This window comes from Corynebacterium sp. MSK039 (genome assembly GCF_030232315.1).
Lineage (GTDB): Bacteria > Actinomycetota > Actinomycetes > Mycobacteriales > Mycobacteriaceae > Corynebacterium.
The window spans coordinates 22430-37931 of record NZ_JASPJL010000016.1 but is presented as its reverse complement, the minus strand read 5'-3'; the positions used below and the strand labels follow the sequence as shown (position 1 = coordinate 37931).

Here is a 15502-nt window from a genome sequence, read left to right as displayed (position 1 = left end):
CTCAATCGGCATCCAAAAAGGCCAAATCTAACCCCCACGACACGCCGGGCCAGACACACTTTTTGACCCTTAACCCGGGGCTGTGGCCGGGGACAAGGTGTGGGTCCTCCCGCAGACCGAGCGCCCGGAGGCCCCCTGGCTGGGGTGGAACACCCAATCGCCGCAGCTCAACGAGCAGTTCAAGGACGGCATGAAGCTGCGGCTTGTGGGCCACCAGGGTCCGGGCGACCTCTCGCTCTTCCTCCAGAACGGCACCTTCGAGGAACCGCAGGTGCTGTGGTCCACCGCCGACGAAAAGGCGGACAAAGAGGACGGGCACAACGAGATCTACGTCGACATGAACACGCACGTCCACGCGAACTGGGTCTTCACCGAACCGGGCGTGCACAAGGTCGCGGTGGCCGCCACGGGCATCGACGTGGACGGCCAGGAGCACTCAACCGTTCACGTGCTGAAGTTCGCAGTGGGCACCAACCCGGAAGAAGCCCACGCTGCGAGCTGGGAAGGGGAACTGCCGTCCGCGGAGAATATGGGAGGCGACGCCTCGGATGAGGCCGGGGACTCTTCGACGGCACCGCTGGTCATCGCGGTTGTTATAGGTGGTCTCGTCGTCGTCGCGGGTGCCTTCGGGATTTTCCGTAGCCGTAAGTCGAAGAAGGAGGCCGGCTGGTGACCGCCACGAACATTCGGAGCTACGCGGCTGACCAGAGCCCCGGCGGTCGATCCTCCGCCGATGATCGAGCAACTAGCCCGGACGCTGATGGCCGCACCCCCGCGCTGACCGCGCGGAACCTCACGGTCGCGCTCGGCGGCCGCGAGATCTTCGCAGGAGTGGACCTCGACCTCTACCCCGGCGAGCTGGTGGGCCTGCTCGGCCCCAACGGCGCCGGCAAGACCACGTTGATGCGCGCTCTGATGGGACTGATCCCGTCCCGCGGCACGGTCACCGCCGGACGTTTCGGATACGTCCCGCAGAACCACGATTTCGCCTGGAGCTATCCCATCAGCGTGCGCGAATGCGTGCTCTCTGGTCGCTTGGGCCAGCGGAAACTCTGGCAACGCTGGTCGGCGGCGGACTATCAGGCCGCCAGCCAGGCCATCGATACCGTCAACCTGACCGATCTCGCCCTCCGCCCCATCGGAGAGCTCTCCGGCGGGCAAAAACAGCGCGTGCTCGTCGCCCGCGCCCTGTCCACACAGCCGGACGTCCTCTTCCTCGACGAGCCATTCACCGGCATGGATTTGCCACGCTCCGAGGAACTGATGGAGGTCATTCGCCGGCTCACGGATTCCGGCATGGCGGTGCTGATGGTCTCCCACAACCTGGCGGAAGCCCGGCAGTTCGCCGATCGATTGGTGCTCTTGCGGGCCGGCATCCGGGCAATGGGGACTCCGGAGGAACTCAACCGACCGGAACCGTGGATGGAGACCTTCGACATCGCGCGGGATTCAACGCACCTTCGAGCCATTGGAATTGAGGTTCCGAACTGATGGGACACAGCTTCCTTTCTCCGGCGGAGTTCATCGCGGACCTCGCCAACCCCGCCCTGAGCTTCCTGCCCAATGCCCTGATGATTGCCGTGCTGGGCGCGGTGATCTGCGGGGTGGTCGGCACTCACGTGACGCTGCGGGGGATGGCCTTCCTCGGCGACGCGGTGGCCCATGCCGTGTTCCCCGGCCTGGCGATCGCGTTCGCACTGCAGGTCTCTGTCCTGCTCGGTGGCGCTGTGGCGGGAGTGGTGATTGCGCTGCTCATCGCGGTGTTTTCCCAGCGCAGGCGCGTGAAGGAGGACACGGTGATCGGTATTTTCTTCGCCGCTTCCTTCGCATTGGGGCTGGTGATTATCGCTCAGATTGAGGGCTATACGGCCTCGCTGACGAGTTTCTTGTTCGGCTCCATCACCGGCGTTGCGCGCTCCGATATTTACATCGTTGCGCTGGGCGGTGCGGTCATCATGGCGGCGCTGTGGCTATTCCATTCCCGCCTGGTGGCGGTGTCCTTGGACCGGGAGACGGCCCGCGCGATGGGCCTGAACGTTTTGGCTTTGGACATGTTGTTGTACGTGTGCGTGACGATGGCGGTGGTGATGAGCGTTCGGACGGTGGGCAACATCCTCGTCCTCGCGCTGCTGATCACCCCTGCGGCGACCGCGCGCTTGTTGACGGAAAGGGTGGTGACCATGATGTGGGTCTCCGCGTTGATCGGGGCCGTGGGAGCGGTGCTCGGCGTGTATATTTCCTGGGCCGCGGATGTGCCCACGGGGGCGACGATCGTACTCGTCCTCACCGCAATGTTTATTTTTTCCTACCTCGTGTCGCCTCGTCACGGTGTGTTCGGGCGCGGTCGCCGCGGTCCGTCGGCGCCGTCTCGTCCGTTGGCGCAGTCTCGTACGACGTCACCGTCTCGCACGGCGGGACGTCGCGTCGTCGGGGCGGTGGCGTCCGTAGTCGCGCTGCTCGGGGCGCTTGTGGCGATTCCGGCGTCCTCGGGGTTTTTGCCTGTAGCGGCGGCACAGGAAACCGACGTCACCCCGGCGGCCGAAAAGCCACAGGATAAGCCCCAGCACAAGCCCGGTGATCCGAGCGATAACCCGACCGTCCCCAAGGACACGATCGACCCCCGCACGGGGAAAACCCACGTGTGCGCGGGAAAGAAGCTGCTCTACCAGGCTCATGTTGACGCGCTCTATGGAACCTACCGCGATGGCAAGCTGGCGGTGATGGTGGTGGACGGCATGGCCGTCACTAATCCAGAGGACGTGTGCATCCGGCTGGCGCCAGACGCTGACAATGAGGGCAAGGAGGTCTCCCGACTGGTGGTTCCGGAAGGTGATACGTACTCCTTCTTGGGCAAGCCGGGGGACATTCTGTGGCACGCGCCGCAGCAGGTTGATACCTGGAACGGCTGGCGCCCGGTCTGGGCGGGCGCTGGGGCCTTCGACCCCCACCATGAGTACGAAGTTCCGCAGAATTTCGTGAATGACGAGGTCAAGTTCTCCCTGGTCGGTGCTGATAAGCCGGGCAACGTGGAGATGTTCTTCTATAGTCACGCGCTCAAGGAAGCCGAGAACTACATCTCCACCAAGAACGGGCCCACGCACTTCACCTACGAGGTCGGAGCGCACGGCCACTTCGGCTGGACCTTCAGCAAGGCCGGCCAGTACACCTTCACCTGGCAGGTCAGCACCAAGACGACGGACGGAAAGAAGCTGGTCTCGGAGCCAACCCCGATCACCTGGCTCGTGGGCTCCGATGAGGAAGTCGGCCTGCCGGAAGGCACCACCAAGAACCTGAACCTCATCAAGAAGTCCGCGGAGGACCAGCGGGCGGAGCTCTTCCCGGATGGCGTGGGCAGCGATGAGGAGGAGGGCAAGCCTGGTGATTCCGAGAACCCCGGCGGCGCCAACCCGGGCTCCGATGCCCCTGGTGAAAACGGCGGCGACAACGGGGAGCAGAACCCTGGCGAATCCGCCCCGGGCAACGGCGGAACCGTCGACCCGGATCACAAGCCGATCCCAGGGTCCTCCGACCGCGTGAGCATCGGTCACGGCCACATGGACCTGGCGTTCAGCCATAAACCGGGGGAGGGGGACGTCCACAAAAGCTGGGATGCACTGCTGATCGACGGGCAGAATCCGTCCAAGTTGGTCAACCGCCCATCGGGGACCTTTGAATTTGTCATCGATTCGGACCGAGCAAAGGTCAGCACCCCGGAGGTGCTGCGTTCAGCGCTGGGGAATGGCGGCAAGGAATACGGCGAGAAGCTGTGGCAGATTCCGCAGACCCAGCAGGAAGCGCCGGATGTGCCGTGGCTCGGATTCAATACGGAGGGGGCGAATTACGGAAAGCTCTCCAAGGACGGCGTGAAGATCGGCCTGAAGGAATTCGACGGCCCCGGCCGCATGGTCACCGCCCGCGGCGGGATTGGCCAGTTCGATGTGCTGCTGGATTCCGCGAAGCTCGATAAGAAGATCACCTTCCGCAACCCAACTCACGATCACCAGGCATTCATGTTCTCCGCGCCGGGCCGGTACCGTGCGGTCTTCGAGTTCCAGGCGACGACGGCCTCGGGGGAGAAGGTGTCCAAGGAACTGGAGGCCTACTTCCTGGTCGCGCCGAAGGAAATCTCCTCCGGCGACGGCGAGGGGAGCACTGGCGACGGGCCTGACGCAGGTTCCGGCGACGGTGGCGGGACTCCTGGTATCGGTGAAAACGATGGCACCGATGCGGGCGATATCGGCGGCGACGGTGACAGCATCGGCGACGGCGGAGATTCCGGTGGGACCACGGGCGAGAGCAATAACAAGCTCGTCGGCATTCTTAACGAGACCACCGGCATCGTCGACTCCATCGACACCGGCGTGGGCTACCTGGGCGAGATCTTCGAGTCGGTTCGGGGCATCCTCGGGCTCTCCTCGGCGGAGTCCAGCCAGCCCGAAGCTCAGCCCGAAATCACGCCTGGCGATGCGCATGCCGGAGACGAGAGCGGAGCTGGGGCTGTCACGGGTGCCACGAGCGCCGGGGCTGCTGGCGCTACTGGCGGCGGTCCGGCCCGCACTGCTGGTGGCGCCGTGACTGGGGGTTCGTCACCCAGTGCAGGTTCACACAGCTCCGGTGCCAGCGCCGGAACTAGCGGAGGCAGCGGGCTGTCCTCTTCTGGTGCAGCCCCGCTCGCGCTGGACGCGATTGACTCTGATGGCGGGGATTCCGTTGACGAGGGCGCCGAGGAAGAGCTCGACGGAGCAGAGTCGGAGGGTGCCACAGAGGACAGCGAGTACGCGGTCAATGCCCGCGAAGGTTCTGCTGACCGCGGTGCTGACAAGGACCAGAATGCTGAACCAGAGAGCAAGGCCATCCAGCTAGCCAATGCGCTGGGCCAGGGCGGCTGGATTGGCGGACTGATGTTCGGCATGGGCGGCATGGCGCTGCTCGGCGGGGCATTCTTCGCGTTCATCGCATGGCGCCTCATGCGCAGTAATGCAGCCATGGCAGCTAACGGCAGCGTTGAGGACGAGGCTGAAACCGATTAACTGCACAAGCGCGGCGCGCCTCGGGATGCCGCCTAGGCCGATTTGGTCTTTCGGCTGTTGGACGTTAAGCTGTCAGGCGAAGTTTTGATATGTTTCAAAGTTTCACCGAAGACCGTCGGTCACTTGGGAAAACGCTTTCCGGTCATGCTGATCTCATCAGCAAGCTCGTGCGAGCGCTCCCGGGTTGAAGGATCATCGTCATGATGACGGCCCACGCAGGTAACACGAGACGTTTTGTATCGCGCCGCTAGGTTTACGCCAGCGAGCTGCGGTTCCAGAAGCGCCCCGTTGCCCCCTGCGGGTACGGGGCGCTTTGTCGTTGTGAAAGTGTTTCCTTCGTTTCGATCGCCGGTGCACGTACACACGTACACCAGAACATCAGGAAGGAGGCGAGAGTATGGCTAATCCAAAGAACACTGCAGCGCTGCAGGAGCTCAAGGCACGCTTCGAGGAAGCAGACGCCACCGTGCTGACCGAATACCGCGGTCTGTCCGTGGTTGAGACCACCGAGCTGCGTCGCGCGCTGGGTCAGGATGTCACCTACTCCGTCGCCAAGAACACCCTGCTCAAGCTGGCTGCTAAGGAAGCCGGCGTTGAGATTGACGAATCCCTGCTGACTGGTCCTACCGCTGTTGCTTTCATCAAGGGCGAGGCTGTTGACGCAGCTAAGGCCATGAAGGATTTCGGCAAGGATCACGAGGCTTTCGTCGTCAAGGGCGGGAACATGGACGGCTCTGCGCTGTCCGCTGAGCAGGTCATGGCTATCGCCGACCTGGACAACCGCGAGACCACCCTGGCCAAGCTGGCCGGTGCTCTCCAGGGTTCCTTGGCAAAGGCTGCTGGACTGTTCAACGCTCCTGCGTCCCAGGTTGCACGCCTCGCGGCTGCCCTGCAGGAGAAGAAGGACTAGTTCCGCCACGCTGGGCGCGAGGGCACGGTGTGTCACCGCGCTGGACCACAAGCCGGTCCACCACAGTAAAAACTTTTAAAAACACTTCGCCGCAGGGTCGATTGCCCAGGCGGCACAACACGAAAGGATGCCTATTATGGCTAAGTTCACCAACGAAGAGCTGCTGGATGCCTTCAAGGAGATGACCCTGATCGAGCTCTCTGAGTTCGTCAAGCTGTTCGAGGAGACCTTCGACGTCACCGCTGCTGCTCCGGTTGCTGCTGTTGCAGCTGCTGGTGGCGCTGAGGGCGGCGCTGCTGCTGAGGAGAAGGACGAGTTCGACGTCGTCCTGGAGGACGCAGGCGCTAAGAAGATCGGCGTCATTAAGGTCGTCCGCGAGGTCGTCTCCGGCCTGGGTCTGAAGGAGGCTAAGGAGCTCGTTGAGGCTGCTCCGAAGGCTCTGCTCGAGGGCGCTTCCAAGGAGGACGCTGAGGCAGCTAAGGCTAAGCTGGAAGAGGCCGGCGCAAAGGTCTCCCTCAAGTAATCCAGTTGCCGCGCACAGTGGCCGCGTGATTCACCGCCCCGCAAGGTTCGCCTTGCCGGGGCGGTTTTTCTATTGCTGCCCAGCGCTACTTTTTAAAGGGAAACTGCGTGTCTGCGGGCTGTTGTAGCATGTTCAGCATGAACTCGAAGTCCCGTATCGTTGCTGTGTTTGTGCTCGGCCTGGCCAGCGCCATGATCGTGGCGGGCGTGCTCCTGCCACGGCTCTTCCCCGAGGAGCGGCCGGTGCCACTGAGCCTGCAGCACACCACCTTCACCTTGGAGGACGAGGACGCAACCGTGGGTCCGGGGTACTTGGGCGTGGGGGAGGATGAGCCCATCCAGGCGCCGGTGGCTCGCCAGTTCAACATGCAACTGGGCCAGCCGGCCACGGAGGAGGAGGCGACGGTGCGCGTCGGCGTCTCCAACGCCCGCACCAATGTGAAGGACGATCTGGAGTCCCTGCTGGACGCGCAGGTGTATAGCTACCGGGTGAACCGGATGAACGGTGAAGCCGTGGGGGAGGCCAAGGTCGCGGATTCCCCGGCGACCCCGCCGAAGGCCGTGGAGATGGAGGGCTCCTGGGCGAAGTTCCCGGTGGACACCCAGCAGCAGAGCTACGAATACTTCGACTGGACCGCCCGCCACGCCTACCCGGCGGAGTTCCGGGGCACGGAGCGCCGGGAAACCTCTAGCGGTGCCGAGAAGGAGATCTACCTCTTCCGCCAGGAGATTCCGTCGGAAAAGGTCAGCTCCCGCTACAGCGGCATCCGCAATGCCATCGTCAAGGACGGCGACCGTGCGGAGCTGTACCACGGCGGCTGGCGCGAGCTGGCGGTGGAGCCGGAGTCCGGCATGATCGTCGGCATCGAGGAGCACATTCGGGACGAGTACCGCAACGCTGGAGGCGAGGTGGTGGAGCCGCTGCTGAAGTTTGAGGGGCGCACGACCGAGGCCAATGAGCGCCAGATGCTGGACCAGGCAGACGAGCTCGGTGGCAAGCGTTCCACGGAGAAGTGGGGTCGTGGGGTGTTCTGGGCCGGCGTGATCCTGCTGCTCGCCGCACTGGTGGTGGCGCTGCGCCGTGAGCGCAAGCGCCGGGCTACAAGCGTGTAATTTTGCGCCCGCCGAAGCGGACAGATACTATCAGCCTGATCAGTATCCACGGGGGTGGACATTTGGGGGCTACTACTATATGGTAGTTCGTTGCGCTGGTTAAATTCTGAACCCTTGTGGGCAGGCGAGTTGAGAGATGATGATCTCACCAACAATCGGCCTTGGCAATGAGCTTCCCTCCAGCAGTCGCAGGCTGCGGAAAAGTGGATTTGACAAGGTCCTTTAGGCATTCCTGCTTATCCGGCGTTCAGAGTAACACCACCGATATAGACCACCACGAAAAATCGTACGCTCACGCAACCGTTTCCCAGCCTGGCTCCACCCAGGCGAGGAGAAACGCTTAGTGCTGGAAGGACCCATCTTGGCAGTCTCCCGCCAGACAAGTTCAGTGGCCGGAATCCCCGGAGCTTCGACTCGCTATTCTTTCGCGAAGATCGACGCGCCGATCGAGGTTCCAGGCCTTCTTGACCTCCAACGAGAGTCCTTCGCCTGGCTCGTCGGCGCCCCGGAGTGGCGCGCCCGCATGCAGGCCGAGGCTGGGGAGGGAGTCCGCGTCACGAGCGGACTGGAGGACATCCTCGAAGAGCTGTCCCCCATTGAGGACTATTCGGAAAACATGTCCCTCACGCTCTCGGAGCCACGCTTCGACGACGTGAAGACCTCCATCGACGAGGCCAAGGAAAAGGACATCAACTACGCGGCACCGCTGTACGTGACCGCGGAGTTCACCAACGCCCAGTCCGGCGAAATTAAGTCCCAGACCGTCTTCATCGGCGACTTCCCGATGATGACCGATAAGGGCACCTTCATCATCAACGGCACCGAGCGTGTCGTCGTCTCCCAGCTGGTCCGCTCCCCGGGTGTCTACTTCGACGAGTCGATCGACACCTCCACCGAGCGCCCGCTGCACGGCGTGAAGGTCATTCCTTCCCGCGGTGCATGGCTGGAGTTTGACGTCGATAAGCGCGACACCGTCGGTGTCCGCATCGACCGTAAGCGCCGCCAGCCGGTGACCGTCCTGCTGAAGGCCCTCGGCCTGACCACCCAGGAGATCACCGACCGCTTCGGCTTCTCCGAGATCATGATGTCCACCCTCGAGAAGGATGGCGTTGAGAACACGGACGAGGCACTGCTGGAGATCTACCGCAAGCAGCGTCCGGGCGAGTCCCCGACCCGCGACTCCGCGCAGGCTCTGCTGGAGAACTCCTTCTTCCGCCCGAAGCGCTACGACCTGGCGAAGGTCGGCCGCTATAAGGTCAACCGCAAGCTGGGCCTCGGTGGCGACACCGACGGCACCATGACTCTGACCGAGGAAGACATCCTCACCACGATCGAGTACCTCGTCCGCCTGCACGCGGGCGAGCGCACCATGACCTCCCCGGAGGGCGTGGAGATCCCGATCGAGGTCGACGACATCGACCACTTCGGCAACCGCCGCCTGCGTACGGTCGGCGAGCTGATCCAGAACCAGGTCCGGGTTGGCCTGTCCCGCATGGAGCGCGTCGTCCGCGAGCGCATGACCACGCAGGACGCCGAGTCCATCACCCCGACCTCCCTGATCAACGTGCGTCCGGTCTCGGCAGCGATCCGCGAGTTCTTCGGTACCTCGCAGCTGTCCCAGTTCATGGACCAGAACAACTCCCTGTCCGGCCTGACCCACAAGCGCCGTCTGTCCGCGCTGGGTCCGGGTGGTCTGTCCCGTGAGCGCGCTGGCCTCGAGGTTCGCGACGTTCACCCGTCTCACTACGGCCGCATGTGCCCGATTGAGACCCCGGAGGGCCCGAACATTGGTCTGATCGGTTCCCTGTCCTCCTACGCCCGCGTGAACCCGTTCGGTTTCATCGAGACGCCGTACCGTCGCGTCGTCGATGGCAAGATCACCGACGAGGTCGAGTACTTCACCGCTGACGAAGAGGACCGTCACGTCATCGCTCAGGCGAATACGCCGTTCGATGCGGACATGAAGTTCACCGAGGACCAGATTGAGGTCCGTCTGCGCGGCGGCGACGTGGAGGTCGTCCCGGCAAGCCAGGTGGATTACATGGACGTCTCCCCGCGCCAGATGGTCTCCGTCGCAACCGCGATGATTCCGTTCCTGGAGCACGACGACGCCAACCGTGCCCTCATGGGTGCGAACATGCAGCGTCAGGCTGTGCCGCTGCTGCGCGCCGAGGCCCCGTACGTCGGTACCGGTATCGAGCAGCGCGCTGCGTACGACGCCGGTGACCTGATCATCGCCCCGAAGGCTGGTGTAGTGGAGTACGTCTCCGCTGACTACATCACCATCATGGACGATGAGGGCATCCGCGATACCTTCATGCTGCGCAAGTTCGAGCGCACCAACCAGGGCACCAGCTACAACCAGAAGCCGCTGGTCAACCAGGGCGACCGCGTCGAGGCTGGCCAGGTCATCGCCGACGGCCCGGGCACCGATAACGGTGAGATGGCGCTGGGTAAGAACCTGCTCGTCGCCTTCATGCCGTGGGAGGGCCACAACTACGAGGATGCGATCATCCTCTCCCAGCGCATGGTTGAGGAGGACGTGCTGACCTCGATCCACATCGAGGAGTACGAGATCGACGCCCGCGACACCAAGCTGGGCCCGGAGGAGATCACCCGCGACATCCCGAACGTCGGCGAGGACGTCCTTGCTGACCTCGACGAGCGCGGTATCGTCCGCATCGGTGCGGACGTCCGCGACGGTGACATCCTCGTCGGTAAGGTCACCCCGAAGGGTGAGACGGAGCTGACCCCGGAGGAGCGCCTGCTGCGCGCCATCTTCGGTGAGAAGGCCCGCGAGGTTCGCGATACCTCCATGAAGGTTCCGCACGGTGAGACCGGCAAGGTCATCGGCGTGCGCGTCTTCTCCCGTGAGGACGACGACGACCTCGCCGCTGGTGTCAACGAGATGGTCCGCGTTTACGTTGCCCAGAAGCGCAAGATCCAGGACGGCGATAAGCTCGCCGGCCGCCACGGCAACAAGGGTGTCGTCGGCAAGATCCTGCCGCAGGAGGACATGCCGTTCCTGCCGGACGGTACCCCGGTGGACATCATCCTGAACACCCACGGTGTGCCGCGTCGTATGAACATTGGTCAGGTCCTGGAGGTGCACCTGGGCTGGCTGGCGAAGGCCGGTTGGCAGGTCGACACCAACTCCGAGGACCCGAAGATCAAGGCGATGCTGGAGACGCTACCGGAGGAGCTTTACGACGTTCCGGCCGATTCCCTGACCTCCACCCCGGTGTTCGACGGTGCGTCCAACGCCGAGCTGTCCGGTCTGCTGCGCTCCTCGCGCCCGAACCGCGACGGTGTCCGCCTGGTGGATGACTTCGGTAAGGCGCAGCTGATCGATGGCCGTACTGGTGAGCCATACGAGCACCCGATCTCCGTGGGCTACATGTACATGCTGAAGCTGCACCACCTGGTCGACGAGAAGATTCACGCCCGTTCCACCGGTCCTTACTCCATGATTACCCAGCAGCCGCTGGGTGGTAAGGCCCAGTTCGGTGGCCAGCGCTTCGGCGAGATGGAGGTGTGGGCAATGCAGGCATACGGTGCCGCCTACACCCTGCAGGAGCTTCTGACCATCAAGTCCGATGACGTGGTGGGCCGTGTGAAGGTCTACGAGGCGATCGTGAAGGGCGAGAACATCCCGGATCCGGGTATCCCAGAGTCCTTCAAGGTCCTCCTCAAGGAGCTGCAGTCCCTGTGCCTGAACGTTGAGGTTCTGGCTGCGGACGGCACCCCGATGGAGCTGTCCTCCGATGATGACGACGAGCTTGAGTCCGCAAACGCAGCGCTGGGTATTAACCTGCAGCGCGATGAGCGTCCAGACGCCGACATCGACGTTGGCTAACGCTCAAGGCTTCGCACACTTTCAGATTCTGACCTAGGTTCACCCACAATGGCCCTCCACATTCTTGGAGGGGAAAGGAAGTCCACGTGCTGGACGTCAACTTCTTCGACGAACTACGCATTGGCCTGGCCACGGCCGATGACATCCGTCGCTGGTCGCGCGGCGAGGTAAAGAAGCCCGAGACGATCAACTACCGCACCCTCAAGCCAGAGAAGGACGGTCTGTTCTGCGAGCGCATTTTCGGGCCGACCCGCGACTGGGAGTGCTCCTGCGGTAAGTACAAGCGTGTCCGCTACAAGGGCATCATCTGTGAGCGCTGTGGCGTCGAGGTGACCAAGTCCAAGGTTCGCCGTGAGCGCATGGGCCACATCGAGCTGGCCGCTCCGGTGACCCACATTTGGTACTTCAAGGGCGTTCCGTCCCGCCTCGGCTACCTGCTGGATCTGGCCCCGAAGGATCTCGAGAAGATCATCTACTTCGCGGCCAACATCATCACCTCTGTCGATGAGGAGGCTCGTCACAACGACCAGACGGCCCTCGAGGCAGAGATGCTGCTCGAGAAGAAGGAGGTCGAGCAGGACCGCGACGCAGAGCTGGCCGACCGTGCCAAGACTCTCGAGGAGGACCTCGCGGAGCTCGAGGCTGCCGGCGCGAAGGCCGACGCCAAGAAGAAGGTGCAGAACGCCGCTGACCGCGAGATGCGCCACATCCGTGAGCGCGCTGAGCGCGAGGTGGAGCGCCTCGACGAGATCTGGAACACCTTCGTCAAGCTCGCCCCGAAGCAGATGATCGCGGACGAGACCCTCTACGAGGAGCTGCTCGACCGCTACGAGGATTACTTCACCGGCGGCATGGGCGCGGAGGCTATCCAGACCCTGATCCGCAACTTCGACCTCGAGGCCGAGGCCGAGTCCCTGCGTGAGGTCATCCGCGACGGCAAGGGCCAGCGCAAGCTGCGCGCCCTGAAGCGCCTGAAGGTTGTCGCTGCGTTCCTGCGCTCCGGCAACGACCCGGCCGGCATGGTCCTGGACTGCATCCCGGTCATCCCGCCGGAGCTGCGCCCGATGGTTCAGCTGGACGGTGGCCGCTTCGCGACCTCCGACCTGAATGACCTGTACCGCCGCGTCATCAACCGCAACAACCGCCTGAAGCGCATGCTGGATCTCGGCGCCCCTGAGATCATCGTGAACAACGAGAAGCGCATGCTGCAGGAGTCTGTGGACGCGCTGTTCGACAACGGCCGCCGCGGCCGTCCGGTCACCGGCCCGGGCAACCGTCCGCTGAAGTCCCTCTCCGACCTGCTGAAGGGTAAGCAGGGCCGCTTCCGCCAGAACCTGCTGGGTAAGCGTGTGGACTACTCCGGCCGTTCGGTGATTATCGTTGGTCCGCAGCTGAAGCTGCACCAGTGTGGTCTGCCGAAGCTGATGGCCCTGGAGCTGTTCAAGCCTTTCGTGATGAAGCGCCTGGTGGAGAAGTCCTACGCGCAGAACATCAAGTCCGCGAAGCGCATGGTTGAGCGCCAGCGCCCAGAGGTCTGGGACGTTTTGGAAGAGGCCATCGCCGAGCACCCGGTGATGCTGAACCGTGCACCAACGCTGCACCGCCTGGGTATCCAGGCCTTCGAGCCCGTGCTGATTGAGGGTAAGGCTATTCAGCTGCACCCGCTGGCCTGTGAGGCCTTCAACGCGGACTTCGATGGTGACCAGATGGCAGTCCACCTGCCGCTGTCCGACGAGGCCCAGGCTGAGGCCCGCATCCTGATGCTGGCTTCCAATAACATCCTGTCCCCGGCGTCCGGTAAGCCACTGGCTATGCCGCGTCTGGACATGGTCACCGGCCTGTATTACCTGACCCTGACCAAGGGCAAGGAGGAGTTCGGCGGCCAGGGTGCCTTCACCGAGGCCACCGACCAGGGCCCGGCAACCGGCGTGTACACCTCCCTGGCGGAGGCCATCATGGCCTACGACCGTGGTGTGCTTGGCCTGCAGGCCCCGATCCACGTCCGCATCGACCACCTCCGCCCGCCGGCTGAGGTTGAGGCGGAGCAGTTCCCGGATGGTTGGCAGAAGGGCCAGACCTGGACCGCCGAGACCACCCTGGGGCGCGTGCAGTTCAACGAGCTGCTGCCGTGGAACTACCCGTACGTCGAAGGCGTGATGGACAAGAAGAACCAGGCCGTCGTCATTAACGACCTGGCAGCGAAGTACCCGATGATCACCGTCGCGCAGACGGTGGACAAGCTGAAGGACGCTGGCTTCTACTGGGCAACCCGCTCCGGTGTGACCATCACCATGCACGACGTGCTGGTCCTGCCGAATAAGCAGGAGATCCTCGACGAGTACGAGGCCAAGGCACAGCGCATCGAGAAGAAGCTGGCCCGAGGCAAGATTAACGAGTCCGAGCGCTACCAGTCCCTGGTTGACCTGTGGAAGGAAGCAACGGACTTCGTCGGTGAGTCGGTGGAGAAGCTCTACCCGGATGACAACCCGATCCCGATGATCGTGAAGTCCGGTGCTGCCGGTAACATGCGCCAGATCTGGACCCTGGCGGGCATGAAGGGCATGGTCACGAACTCTCGCGGTGACTACATCACCCGCCCGGTGAAGACCTCCTTCCGTGAGGGCCTGTCCGTGCTCGAGTACTTCAACAACTCCCACGGTTCCCGTAAGGGCCTGGCGGATACGGCACTGCGTACCGCTGACTCCGGTTACCTCACCCGTCGTCTGGTGGACGTCGCGCAGGACGTCATCGTCCGCGAGGACGACTGTGGCACCAAGCAGGGCGTTGTTCTGGACGTCTGCACCCCGGTGCTGGACGCCAACGGCGAGAAGACCGGCGAGTTCGCTCGCGCGGACTTCGTCGAGACCTCCGTGCTGGGCCGCTTCCTGGCCGCCGACGCCATCGGCGCGAACGGCGAGGTTGTGTGCGAGGCCGGTGCGATCATCGGCGAGCTGGAGCTGGCCGAGCTGGTCAAGGCTGGTGTGGAGACCGTCAAGGCCCGCTCCGTCATGACCTGTGGCACCGCTACCGGCGTGTGCTCCACCTGCTACGGCAAGTCCATGGCGACGGGTAAGAAGGTCGAGATCGGCGAGGCTGTCGGTATCGTGGCTGCCCAGTCCATTGGTGAGCCGGGTACCCAGCTGACGATGCGTACCTTCCACCTCGGTGGTGTTGGTGGCGATATTACGGGTGGTCTGCCGCGTGTTCAGGAGCTGTTCGAGGCTCGTGTTCCGAAGGCGAAGTCCCCGATCGCTTCCGTGGACGGCAAGATCAAGATCGAGGACGACGACGCGTTCTTCACCCTCACGATCATCCCGGACGATGGTTCCGAGGAGGTTGTGTACGAGAAGCTGTCGAAGCGTCAGGGCCTGGCAACGCTGGGCACCGGTGGCGTGGAGCGTCCGCTCCGCGACGGCGACCACGTGAAGATGGGCCAGCAGCTGCTGAAGGGCGCTGCGGATCCGCACGAGGTTCTCCGCGTGATGGGTCGCCGTGGCGTGCAGCAGCACCTGATCAACGAGGTGCAGAAGGTGTACCGCGATCAGGGTGTGGCCATCCACGACAAGCACATCGAGATCATCGTGCGCCAGATGCTGCGCCGCGTGACGGTCATCGACTCCGGCTCCACGGAGTACCTGCCGGGCTCCCTGGTGGATCACTCCGACGCGGTGGCCGCGTCGAAGGAGGCCGTGAAGACGGGTGGCCGCCCGGTCGAGGTTCGCGCCGAGATCATGGGTATCACCAAGGCTTCCCTGGCAACCGAGTCCTGGCTGTCCGCCGCCTCCTTCCAGGAGACCACTCGCGTGCTGACGGACGCTGCGATCAACAAGCGTTCCGATAAGCTCATCGGTCTCAAGGAGAACGTGATCATCGGTAAGCTGATCCCGGCTGGTACGGGTATCGCCCGCTACCGCAACATCCAGGTCCAGCCGACTGAGGAGGCTCGTGCTGCGGCGTTCACGCTGCCGTCCACCTTCGGTGACGGTTTCTACGGTGACGAGGGCTACGGTGAGTTCACCGGCGCGTCCGTCCCGCTCGATGACCTCGGCCTGCACTAAGGCTTAGGGTTTC

At 63.6% G+C, this 15502-nt stretch carries 8 protein-coding genes and 1 pseudogene; all 9 read left to right on the top strand.

Features of this window, described 5'->3' with window-relative positions; all coding sequences use genetic code 11:
* Nucleotides 1-82 precede the first annotated feature (82 nt).
* The 9 genes and pseudogenes from QP997_RS08930 (at nt 83) to QP997_RS08890 (ending at nt 15489) form a co-directional block, all read left to right on the top strand.
* Nucleotides 83-673: a choice-of-anchor M domain-containing protein gene (locus tag QP997_RS08930; RefSeq protein ID WP_284846911.1), complete on the top strand. Its 591-nt coding sequence runs from the start codon at nt 83-85 to the stop codon at nt 671-673.
* Nucleotides 674-777: 104 nt separating this feature from the next.
* Complete coding sequence (locus QP997_RS08925) at nt 778-1491, top strand: anchored repeat-type ABC transporter ATP-binding subunit (RefSeq protein ID WP_284846913.1); 714 nt, start codon at nt 778-780, stop codon at nt 1489-1491.
* Nucleotides 1491-2318: pseudogene (locus tag QP997_RS08920) on the top strand (anchored repeat-type ABC transporter permease subunit); the annotation flags it as partial. The gene QP997_RS08925 and the pseudogene QP997_RS08920, both read left to right, overlap by 1 nt.
* Nucleotides 2292-5030 (top strand): choice-of-anchor M domain-containing protein, encoded by a 2739-nt coding sequence (locus QP997_RS08915; protein ID WP_350309551.1) that lies wholly within the window; start codon nt 2292-2294, stop codon nt 5028-5030. The pseudogene QP997_RS08920 and the gene QP997_RS08915, both read left to right, overlap by 27 nt.
* A 397-nt stretch (nt 5031-5427) precedes the next feature.
* Complete coding sequence (gene rplJ, locus QP997_RS08910; RefSeq protein WP_284846910.1) at nt 5428-5940, top strand: 50S ribosomal protein L10; 513 nt, start codon at nt 5428-5430, stop codon at nt 5938-5940.
* Between the two features lie 136 nt (nt 5941-6076).
* Entirely contained in the window at nt 6077-6463 is a 387-nt protein-coding gene (gene rplL, locus QP997_RS08905) for a 50S ribosomal protein L7/L12 (RefSeq protein WP_070759791.1), read from the top strand.
* Between the two features lie 137 nt (nt 6464-6600).
* Nucleotides 6601-7575 carry a cell envelope lipid trafficking protein PgfA gene (gene pgfA, locus QP997_RS08900; protein WP_284846909.1) on the top strand — a complete coding sequence of 325 codons (975 nt, stop codon included), beginning with the start codon at nt 6601-6603 and terminating at the stop codon, nt 7573-7575.
* A gap of 343 nt (nt 7576-7918) precedes the next feature.
* Entirely contained in the window at nt 7919-11431 is a 3513-nt protein-coding gene (gene rpoB / locus QP997_RS08895; protein ID WP_284846908.1) for a DNA-directed RNA polymerase subunit beta, read from the top strand.
* A gap of 86 nt (nt 11432-11517) precedes the next feature.
* The gene (locus tag QP997_RS08890; RefSeq protein WP_284846907.1) at nt 11518-15489 is read left to right on the top strand and encodes a DNA-directed RNA polymerase subunit beta'; all 3972 of its coding nucleotides are present in this window, start codon (nt 11518-11520) and stop codon (nt 15487-15489) included.
* Nucleotides 15490-15502: the final 13 nt, after the last annotated feature.